The following is a 15,596-nucleotide window of genomic DNA, read 5'->3' on the forward strand; positions in this document are numbered from 1 at the left end:
CTTATTCTACAGCAACCAGATCTACTTTATCGATGACATCTAGATTTGACAATAAATGCAAGAAAACGTCGATCGTGACATCCATATCGGTGATATCCAAGGTCAAAGATAAAGTATGGATCCCATTGATAGGTATTGTTTGATTGATCGCTAAGATATTCCCATTTTTAGAAGCTACTAAATTCAATACTTTGGATAAAGACCCTGCTTGTTGAGAGATGATCATCGTAATGACCGCTCGGCGACGAGATGTTTCATCATTGAAAGAAAAAACAGCATCTTTATATTTATAATACGTACCACGTGATACACCAACCGCTTTTACAGCTTCACTAATGCGTTTGACCTTTCCTGACTGCAACAAGTTACGTGCTTCTATGACTTTTTCTAATACATCTGGCAATATATCTGAGGAAACGACATAATACTTACTCATACTCTATATACGCTCCTTTTTGAGAAATTTGTACATGATGCCAAGGAACAACCAATGTACTGGCAAGATCATCTAATTTTTTCTTGTCTTTTGAAATCGCAAGCATCGAACTACCCGAACCAGAAATCCACATGGATAAATCATGTGCTTGACAATAGGCATGAATCCCTTCATATTCTGGGATCAAATCTTTTCTATAGGGTTCATGTAAATAATCAACGCAACTCAGAAATAAAGCTTCTTCATCTCCTGTTTGTAAAGCTTGCTCAAACACCAAAGCATGGGCCACTTGTTGTTTGGCCTGATCAAACGAAATCGATGGTGGCAAAACTTTTCGTGCTGCTTTGGTCGATATGGTTTCTTTTGGCACGATGGCCAAGATCTGCCAATTTGCGGTTGGAAGATAGGTCATATGAGGTATCCCATCGATCATGATGGATACCGTAGCTGCACCAAAAATTGCTGGTGCCACATTATCTGGATGACCTTCAATATCGGTCGCAATTTTTAATACATCCGCTTTTGTTAACGATGTATGAAACCAGGCATTCGCACCTAAGATTCCTGCAACAATGCATGTGGCCGAAGACCCAAAACCATGACTGAACGGAATATCCGTTTGAATGTGCAAATGAACGGCTGGTTTTTTTACATCCAATATTTCGCAAGTTCGATAAAATGCTTGCAGGACTAAATTGTCTGGTGTCCCAAATTGAGGATCACAACCAGAAATCCATGTCGTATGTGCAACATCAAATGTAAAGGTTGACCACCAATCTAGAGCAATCCCCATACAATCAAAACCAACACAACAATTGGCCGATGTAGCAGGGACACACACTTTAATCATGAAACAACTCCTCAATATAATTGGCGACATCTTGTTTCATATCATCGATTGAAATGACATCTTTATGTAGAATTGGTAAATCATTCAATTCAGCCAATCCCTTTGGTGTTTTTTCATGGGCATAGTCTTCCAATTTTTTCATGGCCTGCATCGGATCTGCTTCTTTTACGCCAATGGCATCCAATACATCTTGGGCAAATTTATAAGGACTGGCGGTAGCCAAAGTCACCATTGGACGCTCCTTAGCTGCTTTACCAATTTCATACCCAATTGCAGAATGAGGATCCAAAATTTCGTTCGTTTCTTGATACGTTTTACCAATGACCGCTTTGGTTTGTACATCATCAATATAACCACAATCAAATAAGGATTGGATCTTTTTCAACAAATCCGCTGGAATTTGATATTTCCCGGTTTGCGCCAATTCATCCATGCAACCTTTCACAAAGTCTGCATCACAATTGGATACATAATAGAGCAAGCGTTCCAAATTCGAACTAATCAAAATATCCATACTTGGTGAGATGGTTTGAATAAATTCACGATTTCGATCATAAATACCCGTTGTTAAAAAATCAGTCAACACATGGTTCGCATTGGAAGCAACATAGAATTTTTCAACAGGCAATCCCATCAAGTAGCCATAATAACCGGCTAACACATCACCAAAATTACCAGTAGGAACACTATAAGAAATCTTATCTCCCAATTGGATCACGCCTTGGTTGACCAATTGCTTATAGGCTTCAAAATAATAAACAATTTGCGGAACCAAGCGACCAATATTGATAGAATTCGCACTGGTCAAACGCACATGATATTTGGCAGCCACTTCACGCAAATCAGGATCCAAGAATAATTCTTTTACCTTGCTTTGCGCATCATCAAAATTACCTTTCACACCATATACTTTGACATTCTTGCCTCGTTGGGTGACCATTTGACGATATTGTACCTGACTGACTTTATGATCGGGATAAAAAACCACAATACCCGTATCTTTTACATCTTGAAAACCAGCCAAAGCTGCCTTGCCGGTATCACCGCTAGTTGCCGTAAGGATCAAGGCTTTCTGATGTGCCGATCGTAAGGCGACCGACATCAATTGAGGAAGCAAAGTCAAGGCAACATCCTTAAAGGCAGATGTAGGTCCATGGAATAATTCCAATACATACACATCACCTACTTTACGTAGTGGGGTGATGTCTGGTGAAGAAAAGGTGTTCCCATAGGCATTGGCCACACATTGTTCCAATTCTTCTTTGGTGAAATCAGGTAATAAATGATGCAAAATATATACAGCATTTTCTTGATAACTTTGTTTACAAATCGTAGTCAAATCTAATTGTACTTGAGCTAGTTCTGGCCAAACATATAATCCTCCATCCGGAGAAATACCTTCAAAAATGGCTTGTTTACTAGTGATTTTTCGATCTCTATTTCGAGTAGATTCGTATACTTCGTGCATGTCAAATCCTCCTTGAAAATCTACATCTCCTATGATACAATGTCCACAATGCAAAAACAAGTGTTTTCAAACTGAAACTTTTTTCTTGCATCATGTACACCATTCGTACACAAAATCTTAATGATAGATATGGAGACTAGCATGTTAAAAATCACAAAATTTGGTGGTAGCAGTGTCGCAAACGCAACACAATTTAAAAAAGTAAAAAATATTGTAAAGTCAGATCCTGCTCGTCAATATGTTGTTGTCAGTGCCCCAGGACGGCGTACGGCAAGCGATAATAAAATTACCGATTTGCTCTATCTATTAGATGCACATCGTCATTATCATGTCGATGCTTCGAATGTCACCAAGATCATTCGCGAGCGTTTTTTATCGATCAAAGAAGAATTAGGCTTACAACTAAATATGGAAAAAGAACTCGATGAGTTCTTTGCGAATTTATCCAAAATGACCCAAGCCGAAATTGTCAGTCGTGGCGAATATTTCTGTGCCAAAATGATGGCTGAATATTTAGGCTATGCCTTTGTTGACGCTGCCGATGTCATTCGTTTTAAAATGGATAAAAGCATCGACTGGGAAGCAACGACCGCAAAAGTAAAAGCCAAATGTGCAAAATATGACCATTTTGTCTTTCCTGGCTTCTATGGAACCGATGCCAATGGTCATATCCAAACTTTCCCTCGTGGTGGTGGAGATATAACCGGTGCTGTCTTGGCACGTTGCATTGATGCTGATATTTATGAAAACTGGACCGATGTTTCTGGTTTCTTGATGGCAGATCCACGCATTGTCAAGAATCCTGAACCCATTACGCATATCACGTATTCGGAATTGCGTGAATTATCGTATATGGGAGCCAGCGTATTGCATGAAGATGCCATTTTCCCGGCCAAAGAGAAAAATATACCGATCCATATTTTAAATACCAACCGGCCACAAGACAAAGGAACGATCATTCAAGAAAATATCGATCAACCAAGTGAATATCCCATTACGGGCATTGCCGGTAAGACCGGTTTCACAAGCATTCTTGTCTATAAGAAACATATGTCCAATGAAGTGGGTTACATTCGTAAAGTCTTATCCATCTTAGAAGATTATCGCATTTCGATTGAACATATTCCAAGTTCCATTGATTCCTTCAGCATTGTAGTTGCAGATAAAGATGTAGAAGATATATTATATGAAATGGTCGCACGTATCAAAACAGAATTAAAACCTGATCGTGTACGTGCAAAATCCGGTCTTGCTTTGATTTCAACCGTTGGTCGTAACATGTCATCCAAACCAGGTACTTCTGGTCGTTTATTTGGCGCACTAGGTTCCAATCATATCAATATCAGCATGATTGCTCAAGGCAGTGATGAAATGAATATTACAGTGGGTGTCAAAGAAGAAGATTTCAAAAAGACCATTCAAGTCATTTATGACACGTTTGTTACAAAAGAAGGAGAATAGATCATGAAAATCGCAATTGTTGGTGCAACCGGTGCTGTAGGTCAGCAAATGTTGCAATGTTTAGAAGAAAGAAACGTTCCTGGTGAATTGAAATTATTAGCTTCCGCTCGTTCGGTTGGTAAAACATTTACATATAAAGGTCAAGAAATTGCTGTTGAAGAACTTTGTGAAGACTCTTTTCAAGATGTCGATTATGCTTTGGGGGCAACTGGCAATGATATCACAAAAAAATGGATGCCCTGGGCACAAAAAAATCATGTGATCGTAGTGGATAATTCCAGTGCTTATCGTTTAGATAAAGATGTCCCTTTGGTCATCCCGGAAATCAATCCAGAAGATATTCAAAATCATCATGGTTTGATTGCCAATCCCAATTGTGCAACCATCATTGCGTTGGTTGCTTTAAATGCCCTTCGTAAAGAATTTGGCATCAAACGCATGATCGTTTCTACGTATCAAGCCGTTTCGGGGGCAGGTGTGAAAGGTATCCACGATCTAGAAGTACAGTCCAAAGATCCAAGCGTACCTAGTACGGCTTTCCCTTATCAAATTGCTTATAACTTAATTCCTCAAATTGGTGATTTTGATGATCAAGGCATCTCTAAAGAAGAATGGAAAATGCAAAATGAAGGTCGTAAGATCTGGCATGATGAAAACTTGCTCGTTAGTTGTACTTGTGTTCGTGTGCCTATCTTCCGTAGTCATAGCGAAAGCATTTTCATCGAATGTGAAAAAGAAGTGGATGTTGAAAAAGCTCGCGCATTGATCAATCAAGCGGCCGGATGTGTCTTAAAAGATGATCCTAAAAAGGGTATCTATCCAATGCCATTGGATACAACCAATCAAGATCTTGTCTATGTTGGTCGTTTCCGTAAGGATATCTCCGATCCAACTGGCCATAGCTTATCGCTATTCTGCTGTGGCGATCAGATTCGCAAAGGTGCTGCCACCAACGCTGTACAAATCTTACAAGAATTGATCAAGTAACAAAACCCAGACCATTCTGGGTTTTTTCTTATGCAGAAAAAAAGTCGTGTATTTCACACGACTAATGACGAACATGGACATAAGCAATCAATGGTGATGAACACTGTACACTGGTAATAACGGTTTGGTTCCCATTCCATCCTCCATGGACAGCCTGGCCATTACCAATATAGACGGAAACATGTCCTTGATACACACAGATATCACCCGGAACTGGATTGTCCGTTCGGTCCCCTAAGGACAAGTATTCTTCTGGCCATCCATGAAAATCAATGCCTACCGCTTTTAATGAATTCGTGACAAGCATCGTACAATCTTGGCTCACTCCCACTTGTGCTTTAGCCGCTTGGGCAATTTTGTCATAAAAATCATCTTTATTGACATGAACAGTCAATGTGGTTTCTGCCTGGCCACCTGATTTATTGGTTGCGGTAGCCGTTACTGTATATGTACCAATTTTAGAATAATCGACACTGCCTGAAAAAGAAAGGGTCGCATCTTCATCTGTGGATACATAAGAAGATAGATCCACTGTTTTATTTTCAACAGTATCGATCGTAGTTTGGCTAACTTCTAAATTTGGTTTTGGTGCCACTACAGATACTGTCGTTTTCTTCTGTTCTGTTGATGGCAATATTGTATTCTTTTTCGAAAGTTTAAAAACGACGTTTTGGTCCCCTTTTTCATCGAGCTCCAATCCCGAAACTTCCATTCGGTATGTTTTCGATTCATAAGTCATGACCTCTTGGTCTTGAATCAAACTTGTATTTTTGTACTTCATAGTTCCCATGTTTTCGGTATACATTTTTTCGAAAACCGGAATGACTGAACTCTTATCTTTATAATCAACTTTGTATGTGCTCCCCTCGTTGGCAAATACAGGTGTGGCCAATGAACCTAGGCATGAAATAGATGCGAAAATCATGGCCCATCTTTTTGCGTAACGCATTAAATCCCTCCATTCTTTCATAAAGCCTTTTTTATGTAATCATGAATTTCCATCAAATTCCACTTTTTAGCCTAAAAACACACAATTTCACACAGGATTTCCCACTTTTTGAGACAAAATAAAGAAAAAGCGCTTCCATTTTACCACTTCTGGAAGCACTTGATTTTCTTATGGTGCGGCCGATGCGATTTGAACGCACACAGAAATAATTTCCACAGCCCCCTCAAAGCTGCGTGTCTACCGATTCCACCACGACCGCGTGTAGTCTTATTTTAATCTATTTTTTCCAATTTGGCTACACATTCTATACCATTTGTTTGACAAAATAAATCGACGGGTTGCACATATTGGCAATCATAGCCCACCTGTGCAAAACTTTGGATATCTCGTGCTAATGTCTTTGGGTTACAAGACACATAGATCACACGTTGTGGATCTAATTTCGCAATATCTTCAATGCCTTGTTTATTCATCCCTTTTCGTGGTGGATCCACAAAAACAACATCAACATTTTGTTTTTGTTCTTTCATGGCATGTGCAAACTGACTGGCATCCATACAATAATAAGACCCATTATGGAGATCGTTTAACGCATAATTTTCTTTCGCATTTTCCACCGCTTCGGGCACAATTTCTACCCCAATCACTTGTTTCACATAAGAGGCCGCCATCATTCCAATGGTTCCGGTTCCAGCATAGAGATCGATGACCGTCATGGATGGATCCAAGCAAGCTGCCTGCAACGCTTGTTGGTATAAGACTTCCATTTGCATCGAATTGACTTGAAAAAACGCTTTGAAATGCAAACGTACTTGGTTTTCGAAACAGGTAGCCAAGATATATGGCTTTCCATATAATACCTCGTACTCTTCGCCTAAGATCACATTGTCTTTTCGCGTATTTCGATTATAAACAATGCTTGCCACATGATCAAATGTAGCCACACAATCTTTCACCAATGGCTCCCAATCGTTTTTTTGTTGACCAATCAAAACAATTTGTGATTGGTGCGTGGACGAACAATATCGTATATATATATGTCGTAAACCTTGTGCGAGTCGAGGTGTTAAATGTTGTTGAAACCATTCATACAAGTCATTGATCACAGGATCTTGAATGGCACAGCGTTGAATAGGAACAATGTCATTGGAATGTAGACGATAAAAACCCATGACCACCTTATCCGAATGAATCTGAATCGGAAATTGGGCCTTATTCCGATAGGCATAGGGTGTATTCATGCCCAATGGATATCGAACTTCTTGTTCCGGCATCCAATCCTGTACCATTTTTTGTTTATAAGCCAATTGAGCTGGATAGCGCATATGTTGCAACTGACATCCACCACACGTCTTAGCAACCGGACAAACCGGTTCGATCCGATCCGGACTGGGCTTGATGACTTCTATCAATCGTGCATAGGCATATTTTTTACAAACCTTCGTGATTCCTACTTTTACTTCTTCTTGAGCTAATACATTGGGAACAAAAACAACCCATCCATCAATACGAGCCACGCCATAAGCCATATTCGTTAGATCAAGGATCTGGGTCGTATATACTTCATTTTTCTTCATGTTCACATTCTAAACAATTTATTTGTAGATATCAATTGACGAATGCGTATATTCGTTGTATATATATTTAGCATGCTAAATAATAGGAGGAGTTATGTTTCATTATGGATATTATTTTAAGCATATTAACATAGAAATTAATAAATATATTCAGCAACGTTTGCAATCGTTTGATTTGACCAAACCACAATTGGATATTTTATTTATTCTACATCAACAAGAGGATCATCGCATCACCTTAAAAGAACTACAAGATCAGTTGCAACTTTCGTATCCGACCCTAACGGGGCTTGTCCATCGGTTGGAATACAAAGGCTATGTCTATCGCAGTCTCAGTAAGAAAGATAAACGAATTCGGTATATCAATGAAACGGAAGAGGCACAAAAGATCCATCATCAAATTTGTCTTGTATTTGAAGATATGGAATCGCAATTGATGAAAAATATCGATGTAGATTCCCAAGCGTCATTACGATCGATGCTGATACAAATTTTACAAAATATAGAAATGGAGGAAAAACCATGTTAAAAACGATTCTTTCTGAACTAAAAGAATACAAACGTGCTACCATTGTTACCCCGTTGTGGGTCATTGTCGAAGCCTTGATGGAAGTTTTTATTCCCTATCAATTAGCCATCATGGTCGATGAAGGCATTCAAAAAGGCAATCTACACGTTGTTGGTATAAGTGCTGCATTGATGTTGGCCGCTGCTATCCTTTCTTTATATTGTGGGTTCCAAAGTGGTAAATATGCAGCCTATGCATCCACTGGATTTGCGAAAAATCTTAGAAAAGCGGAATATAAAAATATTTCCAATTTTTCTTTTAAAGAAATTGATCACTATTCCACGGGTTCATTGATCACGCGTATGACAACCGATGTTACCAATGTGCAAATGGCATTCATGATGGTCATTCGTACATGTGCTCGTGCACCCATGATGCTCATTGCTTCTTTGGTGATGACCTTTTTGATCAATCGCAAGATCGCCCTGATTTTTTTAGGCGTCAGTCTTTTTCTCGCCCTTGTCTTATTTGGCGTCATCTTTATTGTCCGTCCCATCTTCAATCGTTTATTCAAAAAATACGATGCCTTAAATGCACGTATCCAAGAAAATATAACCGGTATTCGAGTCGTCAAATCCTTTGTGCGGGAACCTTATGAAATTCATAAATTTGAAGATACCAGCCAAAACTTATTCAAGATACAACGATTAGCGGAACGTATCTTAAGCATCAACTCACCAGCCATGCAACTTTCTGCTTATATCATGATTTTAGGGATTGCCTGGGTTGGTGCTCACATGATCGTGAGTTCCCAATTGACAACCGGTCAATTAATGACTTTATTGACCTATGTCATGAACATCTTATTCGCATTGATGATGTTATCGATGGTCGTCGTCATGGTATCGATGTCCATTGCTTCTGGTCAAAGAATCAGTGAAGTATTAACGCAAAAAAGTTCGATCGTGTCCCCTGAAAATGCGATCAATTCGGTTGCCGATGGCAGCATTCAATTTGATCATGTCTATTTTGATTATGGTAAAAACGATAAAGAAGATGAGCATGTTTTGAGTGATATCAATATTTCCATTCCTACTGGTTCGACCGTGGGCATATTTGGTGCTACCGGAAGCTCAAAATCAAGTTTTGTTCAATTGATTCCTCGTCTATATGATGTCACGTCCGGATCCATCCGAGTCGGTGGTATCGATGTTCGAAAGTATGATCTGGAAGTGTTGCGTGATAATGTCGCCATGGTCCTTCAAAAAAATATCTTGTTTTCTGGTTCTATCAAAGAAAATATGCGTTGGGGAAATCCAAATGCGAGTGATGAAGAAATTCTAGAAGCTTGTCAGTGGGCACAGGCCGATGAATTTATTCAAAAAATGCCTGAAAAATACGATAGTCATATTGAACGTGGTGGAGCCAATGTTTCGGGTGGCCAACGACAACGTTTATGTATTGCCCGTGCTTTATTGAAAAAACCAAAAATCTTGATCTTGGATGATTCTACCAGTGCTGTTGATACCAAGACAGATGCGTTGATTCGTCAGGCTTTTAAAGAAAAAGTACCCCATATCACACGCTTGATCATTTCTCAACGAATCAGTTCCATCCAAGATGCGGATATGATCATTGTTTTAAACAATGGAAAGATCGATGCCATCGGTAATCATGAAACCTTATTGAAGACATCACCAACATATAAAGAAACATTTGAAGCTCAACAAGAAGGAGGAGGTGATTTTGATGAAGCAGAATAGTTTAGTCCGTATCGTAAAAGAAGTCATTCATAATTATCCTATACATTGTCTACTCGTATTGATCTTCATCATCCTTTCATCATTGGCCAGTGTCTATGGCAGTATGTTCCTGCAACAATTGGTCGATGACTACATTACCCCATTGATTGATCAGACCCATCCCAATTACACGCCTTTGTTTCATGCACTGATCCAAGTTTCCATCATTTTTCTGATTGGTGTATTCGCAAACTGGTTATTTAATTTTCTATGTGTGACCATTTCCGTTGGCTCTTTAAAGAAATTACGTGATGGCTTATTTAAACACATGGAAACCTTGCCTATTGGCTACTTTGATACCCATGCCCATGGGGACATCATGTCAGTCTATACCAATGATATTGATACGCTACGTCAATTATTATCGCAAAGTATTCCGATGGCTCTTTCTTCATTGATCACGATCATTACCGTATCGATTTCCATGTTGATCTTAAATATTCCTCTGGCCTGTGTCACTTTTGCGGTTGGTGCTTTGATGATCCTTGTTTCCAAAAATGTGTCAAAAAAATCCAGCACCTATTTTATTCGCCAACAAAAAGATCTGGGTACGGTCAACGGATTTATTGAAGAAATGATCGAAGGAAGTAAAGTCATCAAAGTCTTCAATCATGAACAAGCATCGATTGAGGAATTTAATCAATATAATGAAGATTTGTTTCATGCCGCCGACCAAGCCAATAAATATGCCAATGTCCTAATGCCAATCTTAGGTAATATGGGCTATATATCTTTAGTATTAAATGCGTTAGTAGGATCTATCTTAGCCATCAATCATATGGGTGGCTTAACTTTAGGAACCATTGCGGCTTTTATCCAGTTGAACCGATCTTTCAATGGTCCCATTGGTCAGATTTCAACCCAATTAAATGCGATCGTCATGGCTCAAGCCGGTGCGCAACGAATCTGTGAACTCCAAGATGCTGTAAGCGAAGTCGATGATGGCCGAGTCACCTTGGTCAATATGAAACAAGATGAACAAGGAAATTGGCATGAATGCCATGAAAATACAGGTCATTGGTTCTGGGCGCATCCACGTAAAAATGGAACCGAATATGTTGAATTAAAAGGTGATGTTCGCTTCTTGGATGTTTCCTTTAGCTATACGCCGAATAAAGAAATTCTCCATGATATCAATTTATTTGCGAAACCCGGTCAAAAGATCGCGTTTGTTGGACCAACCGGGGCAGGTAAAACCACCATCACCAATTTGATCAATCGCTTCTATGACATCCAAAAAGGTTCCATTACCTATGATGGCATTGATGTTAAATTGATCAAGAAAAAAGACCTGCGTCAATCTTTAGGTATCGTCCTTCAAGATGTTAACTTATTTACCGGTACCGTGATGGATAATATTCGTTATGGAAATTTAGAAGCCAGTGACAACGATTGTATTGCCGCCGCAAAATTGGCCAATGCACATGAATTTATCATGCACTTGGAACATGGCTATCATACGATCATCAATAGTAACAGTTTATCGCAAGGTCAACGACAACTTCTTTCCATTGCGCGTGCAGCTGTTGCCAATCCACCGGTCTTGATCTTGGATGAAGCAACATCTTCCATTGATACCCATACCGAACGTATCGTTCAAGAAGGTATGGATAAACTGATGGAAGGCCGTACGGTCTTTGTGATTGCGCATCGTTTATCTACGATACAAAATGCCAATGCCATCATGGTCTTAGAACAAGGTAAGATCATCGAACGTGGTAATCATGACGATCTATTAAAACAAAAAGGTAAATATTATCAATTATATACAGGATCATTTGCCGATAATGCCTAAGAGAAATTCTCTTAGGCATTAATATTTTCCCACAAAAAAAGGCAAAGCCAAGCCTTGCCTATCGGGTAATTTCATTGACCAATTCCTGATCTTTTGGTGTCGTTAATACATCCGTCGTTTTCTTACCTGGTGCCGTCTTTGTGATCTTGATATAGATCTGACTCGATTGAGGATGCGAATTATCTACCACATAATTATATCCATCGACTTCGAGATCATACATCTTTCCTTTACTGCTATTGGTGAAATAGGTCTTGATCGGAAGCAAATTATCCACAACACTATATGCTTCTTCCGTGATTTGATTGATCGTGGCTTGATCGGCGTCATCCGCACAATCTAAATTCACACGTAAAGTCGCACTTTCCAAAGTGACGGTCACATCGGATACACCACTAATTTGGGCAACCTTTGTTTGCACTTCGGCTATATTTTCCGTTGTGATCTTTGGATCTAAATCACCATCTTGGAAACGATTGCCCTCAACGGGTCGATCACTGCCGATGGCACTCGTTCCTACGACATATAATACGAAAACAATGGGAATCGCAATCAAGATCAACGTGATCCAAACAAGTTTATGTCCCTGTTTTCGTTTCACCTTCTTCATTCGTTTCGGTTTTCTTGTTTTTTCTTCTTGCATAGCATGTCTCCTGGCTTTCATTATAACATACTCTGCAAACTACATGGAAGTCACACTGACCACTTCCGTCGAGTTTGCGGCTCGCTTCATCATGCAGTACACCTTATCATTATTCGTGATCCGTACCGTATATTCGCATGTACGTTTTTTGAATTTCGATAAATTTTTTTCTGCACTCTGTGAAACCGCCAACATTTCACCTGCTGTTTTCCCATGCGCGGTAATGTCAATGGTCATTCGCGTGAGGGTATCCCCTTCATACTTGGCAGAGCCAATCACATACGAATTATCTGGCAATACCTTTTGCATGGCTTCTTGGAAAGATGTAAATTGATCGGCGGTCGTTGAATCTTTACTTGTTAAACTGGTACTTGGAACGCGATACCATTTTTCATCTAAAACGGCATATTCTTGTTTATTTCCTTCAAAGTAGCCAGAATACATATATCCGCCCGTATCATCCGCGGTTTCACTACCATTTAATTCATAGGTGGCCACATAGATGGGAATATTATCATTGATCTCATTAAAACGTGAACGCATATAGTTGACCAATTTCGTAGATGTTACTTTCAAATATTGTCGCATTTTTGCTTTCGTGATCTTCGTGTTATTATCGCCGACACGATCATTGACAACCAAGCCCAAAGAAATGCCTTTTAGATCATTTTTCTTATACCAATCCAGCTCATAGATATCCACCAAAATGGTAGCTCCTTTGACCTTGCCATTGCCCGTATCAAATTCATCATTGGTACTTGGATTTAAACCATTGGGATTATCATCACGTAATGTTCCTAAGAGTCCACGTGAGCCATCGGTTGCATCCAATTCATCATAATCCAAGAAAGCATGAGTCTTATAACCAACTTCGCTTGGCGAAAAATAGTGTTTGGAAAGATCCATCAAACCATCTTCAATTTGTATCCGGACATCTTCACTCGCAATGATTCCAACATGTTTGACCCGCGTATCACTGGATTCATAGGGTAAGATAGCACTATATTCTTCTTGTTGATCCGATGAAGATTTGGACGAAGTGATCGATGAACAACCACTACCACTTAATAAAGAGGCACAAAGAATGCCTACGAGTATATTACGCTTGTGCATTTTCTACCTCCTGTAAAAATTCATCCTCACTCATCGTTGCTACGCCTAACGTTTGTGCTTTCGTTAATTTTGAACCCGCTGCCGTTCCATAAATGACATAATCCGTTTTCTTTGAAACCGATCCCGATACATTGGCACCTAATGAAACCAAAATGGCCTTGGCCTCGTTGCGCGTATAATGTTCCAACGTACCTGTCAATACACAAGTTTTATTCGTAAATCGACTTTGTTGGATCGATTTCTTCGTTTGCGTCATACACAAACCTTGATCTTGTAAGACCTGTATCAAATGGATATTCTTTTCTTCTTGAAAAAAGGCAACGATGCTTTCGGCAGTAATTTGACCAATATCTTTGATCTGGATCAAATCATCGATCGAAGCTTGTCGCAAGGCATCCATCGAACCAAATGCATTCGCTAAGATCATGGCTGCTTTCTTACCAACTTGTCGAATTCCTAAGCCAAATAATAAAACACCTAATTCTTGTTTTTTGCTGGCTTCAATTTGTTCCAGTAATTTATCCACAGATTTAGCTTGGTAATGTGGTTTATTCAATAATTCTTCGCGATGATCTTTCAAAAAATAAATATCTTCAATGGAATTCAATAAGCCCCAATCATGTAACTGTTCAATTTTTTTATCACCGAGCGTTTCAATATCCATCGCATCTCGGGATGCAAAATGAATCATGCTTTCTACAACACGAGCTGGGCAATCTTGATTCACACAATAATGCGCTGCCTCATCTTCAAAACGCACCAATTTTGAACCACAAACCGGACAAGTAGATGGAAAGATGTACGGCTTTTGTGTCCCATCACGACGTTGTGGAATGGCTCGCACAACTTCTGGTATGATCTCACCGGCCTTATGGATCACAACAATATCGCCAATTCGCAAATCTTTATGAAGGATCATATCTTCATTATGCAAAGTAGCTGCTTGTACAGTGGTTCCTGCCACGCGAACCGGTTCTAAAACTGCATTGGGTGTGATCTTGCCAGTTCTTCCCACACTCAATTGAATATCCAACAAACGCGTCTGGACTTGTTGAGCTGGAAATTTATACGCAATCGCATAACGTGGTACTTTAACAGTCGTACCCAAACGAGAAGAATCCGTTAAAGAATTCAATTTAATGACCATACCATCGATCTCATATGGTAAACTTTCTCTTTTCTCACCAATTTCTTGAATGAATGCCCAAATTTCATCCGCGTTCTTACAAACTTTACGAATGGGATTGACTCGAAAATGAAGTTCATGCATTTTTTCTAGTGCTTCTTCTTGGGTCAAAATGCCAAAATCCTGCGCATTTTGAAAATAATACCAATAGGCATCCAATTTTCGCGAAGCACAGATGCGTGAATCCAATTGACGAATCGAACCAGCTGCGGCATTGCGCGGATTCGCAAATGGCTTTTTATGAGCTGCTTTTTGTTTCGCATTCAATTTTTCAAAGCTTTGTTTGGGCATATAGACTTCACCACGTACTTCTACATGCTGCTGAGTAGGAATATGCATCGGAATCGAAGGAATGGTACGGATATTATTGGAGACATCTTCTCCCACCGTTCCATCACCGCGAGTCACAGCACGGATGAATTCCCCATTATCATAGGTCAGTGACATAGCCAATCCATCGTATTTACATTCCACTACATATTCTGCATCGGTAACGCTTTCTTCAATACGGCTACAAAAAGCACGGATCTCATCCAGATTAAAAATATCGGAAAGCGACAACATCAAAGATGTATGGGTCACTTTTTCAAATCCATCTAAGACCGACCCAATGATGCGTTGACTGGGTGAATTGGCATCGTACATTTCCGGATGTTTTTGTTCCAAATGAATCAATTCATCCAATAGACGATCATATTCTTGGTCAGGTACCGTTGGATCATCATAGACATAATATGCGATCGAATATTCTTCTAATATTTTTCTGAGTTCTAGAATTCGTTTCTTTTCATCCATATAAATATACCTATCAATGTTTGTAT

Annotated in this window: 13 protein-coding genes and 1 tRNA gene; 5 read left to right on the top strand and 9 right to left on the bottom strand. The window is 39.4% G+C overall.

Features of this window, described 5'->3' with window-relative positions:
• Position 1: 1 nt before the first annotated feature.
• The 3 genes from MOZ64_RS03480 to thrC are packed head-to-tail and all read right to left on the bottom strand — an operon-like array spanning position 2 to position 2,754.
• A complete protein-coding gene (locus MOZ64_RS03480) occupies positions 2–436 on the bottom strand; it encodes an ACT domain-containing protein (protein WP_128520779.1) in 435 nt (144 codons plus the stop codon).
• Positions 429–1,286 carry a homoserine kinase gene (gene thrB / locus MOZ64_RS03485; RefSeq protein WP_320325219.1) on the bottom strand — a complete coding sequence of 286 codons (858 nt, stop codon included), beginning with the start codon at positions 1,284–1,286 and terminating at the stop codon, positions 429–431. Before thrB ends, MOZ64_RS03480 begins: the two co-directional genes overlap by 8 nt.
• The gene (gene thrC / locus MOZ64_RS03490) at positions 1,279–2,754 is read right to left on the bottom strand and encodes a threonine synthase (RefSeq protein ID WP_320325220.1); all 1,476 of its coding nucleotides are present in this window, start codon (positions 2,752–2,754) and stop codon (positions 1,279–1,281) included. The genes thrB and thrC overlap by 8 nt, the downstream gene beginning before the upstream one ends.
• Before the next feature lie 141 nt (positions 2,755–2,895).
• Between thrC and MOZ64_RS03495 the strand changes: the two genes are divergently transcribed.
• A complete protein-coding gene (locus MOZ64_RS03495; protein WP_320325221.1) occupies positions 2,896–4,215 on the top strand; it encodes an aspartate kinase in 1,320 nt (439 codons plus the stop codon).
• A 3-nt stretch (positions 4,216–4,218) separates the two neighbouring features.
• Positions 4,219–5,202 carry an aspartate-semialdehyde dehydrogenase gene (locus tag MOZ64_RS03500; protein ID WP_320325222.1) on the top strand — a complete coding sequence of 328 codons (984 nt, stop codon included), beginning with the start codon at positions 4,219–4,221 and terminating at the stop codon, positions 5,200–5,202.
• Positions 5,203–5,263: 61 nt separating this feature from the next.
• Here the strand turns inward: MOZ64_RS03500 and MOZ64_RS03505 are convergent, their stop codons facing one another.
• The 3 genes from MOZ64_RS03505 to rlmD all read right to left on the bottom strand — a co-directional run bounded on the left by MOZ64_RS03505 (position 5,264) and on the right by rlmD (position 7,728).
• Complete coding sequence (locus MOZ64_RS03505; RefSeq protein WP_320325223.1) at positions 5,264–6,151, bottom strand: NlpC/P60 family protein; 888 nt, start codon at positions 6,149–6,151, stop codon at positions 5,264–5,266.
• 171 nt (positions 6,152–6,322) lie between these two features.
• Positions 6,323–6,410, bottom strand: a tRNA-Leu gene (locus tag MOZ64_RS03510).
• A 13-nt stretch (positions 6,411–6,423) separates the two neighbouring features.
• Positions 6,424–7,728 carry a 23S rRNA (uracil(1939)-C(5))-methyltransferase RlmD gene (gene rlmD, locus MOZ64_RS03515; RefSeq protein ID WP_320325224.1) on the bottom strand — a complete coding sequence of 435 codons (1,305 nt, stop codon included), beginning with the start codon at positions 7,726–7,728 and terminating at the stop codon, positions 6,424–6,426.
• 94 nt (positions 7,729–7,822) lie between these two features.
• On the opposite strand from rlmD, the gene MOZ64_RS03520 reads away from it, so the two are divergent.
• The 3 genes from MOZ64_RS03520 to MOZ64_RS03530 are packed head-to-tail and all read left to right on the top strand — an operon-like array spanning position 7,823 to position 11,833.
• Positions 7,823–8,257 carry a MarR family winged helix-turn-helix transcriptional regulator gene (locus MOZ64_RS03520; protein ID WP_320325225.1) on the top strand — a complete coding sequence of 145 codons (435 nt, stop codon included), beginning with the start codon at positions 7,823–7,825 and terminating at the stop codon, positions 8,255–8,257.
• A complete protein-coding gene (locus MOZ64_RS03525) occupies positions 8,251–9,999 on the top strand; it encodes an ABC transporter ATP-binding protein (protein ID WP_320325226.1) in 1,749 nt (582 codons plus the stop codon). The genes MOZ64_RS03520 and MOZ64_RS03525 overlap by 7 nt, the downstream gene beginning before the upstream one ends.
• Entirely contained in the window at positions 9,986–11,833 is a 1,848-nt protein-coding gene (locus tag MOZ64_RS03530; protein WP_320325227.1) for an ABC transporter ATP-binding protein, read from the top strand. The genes MOZ64_RS03525 and MOZ64_RS03530 overlap by 14 nt, the downstream gene beginning before the upstream one ends.
• Before the next feature lie 58 nt (positions 11,834–11,891).
• Here MOZ64_RS03530 and MOZ64_RS03535 read toward each other — a convergent pair whose 3' ends face one another.
• From MOZ64_RS03535 to ligA, 3 genes are read right to left on the bottom strand one after another with little or no spacing between them, the layout of a single operon-like run.
• Complete coding sequence (locus tag MOZ64_RS03535; RefSeq protein ID WP_320325228.1) at positions 11,892–12,476, bottom strand: hypothetical protein; 585 nt, start codon at positions 12,474–12,476, stop codon at positions 11,892–11,894.
• Positions 12,477–12,515: 39 nt separating this feature from the next.
• Positions 12,516–13,589, bottom strand: a complete 1,074-nt coding sequence (locus tag MOZ64_RS03540; RefSeq protein ID WP_320325229.1) for a CamS family sex pheromone protein — start codon at positions 13,587–13,589, stop codon at positions 12,516–12,518.
• Positions 13,576–15,570, bottom strand: coding sequence for an NAD-dependent DNA ligase LigA (gene ligA / locus MOZ64_RS03545; RefSeq protein ID WP_320325230.1), 1,995 nt, complete (start codon positions 15,568–15,570; stop codon positions 13,576–13,578). The genes MOZ64_RS03540 and ligA overlap by 14 nt, the downstream gene beginning before the upstream one ends.
• Positions 15,571–15,596 lie beyond the last annotated feature (26 nt).

The organism is Absicoccus intestinalis (assembly GCF_033971885.1).
Taxonomy (GTDB): Bacteria; Bacillota_I; Bacilli_A; order Erysipelotrichales; family Erysipelotrichaceae; genus Absicoccus; species Absicoccus intestinalis.

Coding starts and splice junctions, on each gene's coding strand:
- MOZ64_RS03480 (WP_128520779.1), bottom strand. CDS start 436: ATGAGTAAGTATTATGTCGTTTCCTCAGATATATTGCCAGATGTATTA.
- thrB (WP_320325219.1), bottom strand. CDS start 1,286: ATGATTAAAGTGTGTGTCCCTGCTACATCGGCCAATTGTTGTGTTGGT.
- thrC (WP_320325220.1), bottom strand. CDS start 2,754: ATGCACGAAGTATACGAATCTACTCGAAATAGAGATCGAAAAATCACT.
- MOZ64_RS03495 (WP_320325221.1), top strand. CDS start 2,896: ATGTTAAAAATCACAAAATTTGGTGGTAGCAGTGTCGCAAACGCAACA.
- MOZ64_RS03500 (WP_320325222.1), top strand. CDS start 4,219: ATGAAAATCGCAATTGTTGGTGCAACCGGTGCTGTAGGTCAGCAAATG.
- MOZ64_RS03505 (WP_320325223.1), bottom strand. CDS start 6,151: ATGCGTTACGCAAAAAGATGGGCCATGATTTTCGCATCTATTTCATGC.
- rlmD (WP_320325224.1), bottom strand. CDS start 7,728: ATGAAGAAAAATGAAGTATATACGACCCAGATCCTTGATCTAACGAAT.
- MOZ64_RS03520 (WP_320325225.1), top strand. CDS start 7,823: ATGTTTCATTATGGATATTATTTTAAGCATATTAACATAGAAATTAAT.
- MOZ64_RS03525 (WP_320325226.1), top strand. CDS start 8,251: ATGTTAAAAACGATTCTTTCTGAACTAAAAGAATACAAACGTGCTACC.
- MOZ64_RS03530 (WP_320325227.1), top strand. CDS start 9,986: ATGAAGCAGAATAGTTTAGTCCGTATCGTAAAAGAAGTCATTCATAAT.
- MOZ64_RS03535 (WP_320325228.1), bottom strand. CDS start 12,476: ATGCAAGAAGAAAAAACAAGAAAACCGAAACGAATGAAGAAGGTGAAA.
- MOZ64_RS03540 (WP_320325229.1), bottom strand. CDS start 13,589: ATGCACAAGCGTAATATACTCGTAGGCATTCTTTGTGCCTCTTTATTA.
- ligA (WP_320325230.1), bottom strand. CDS start 15,570: ATGGATGAAAAGAAACGAATTCTAGAACTCAGAAAAATATTAGAAGAA.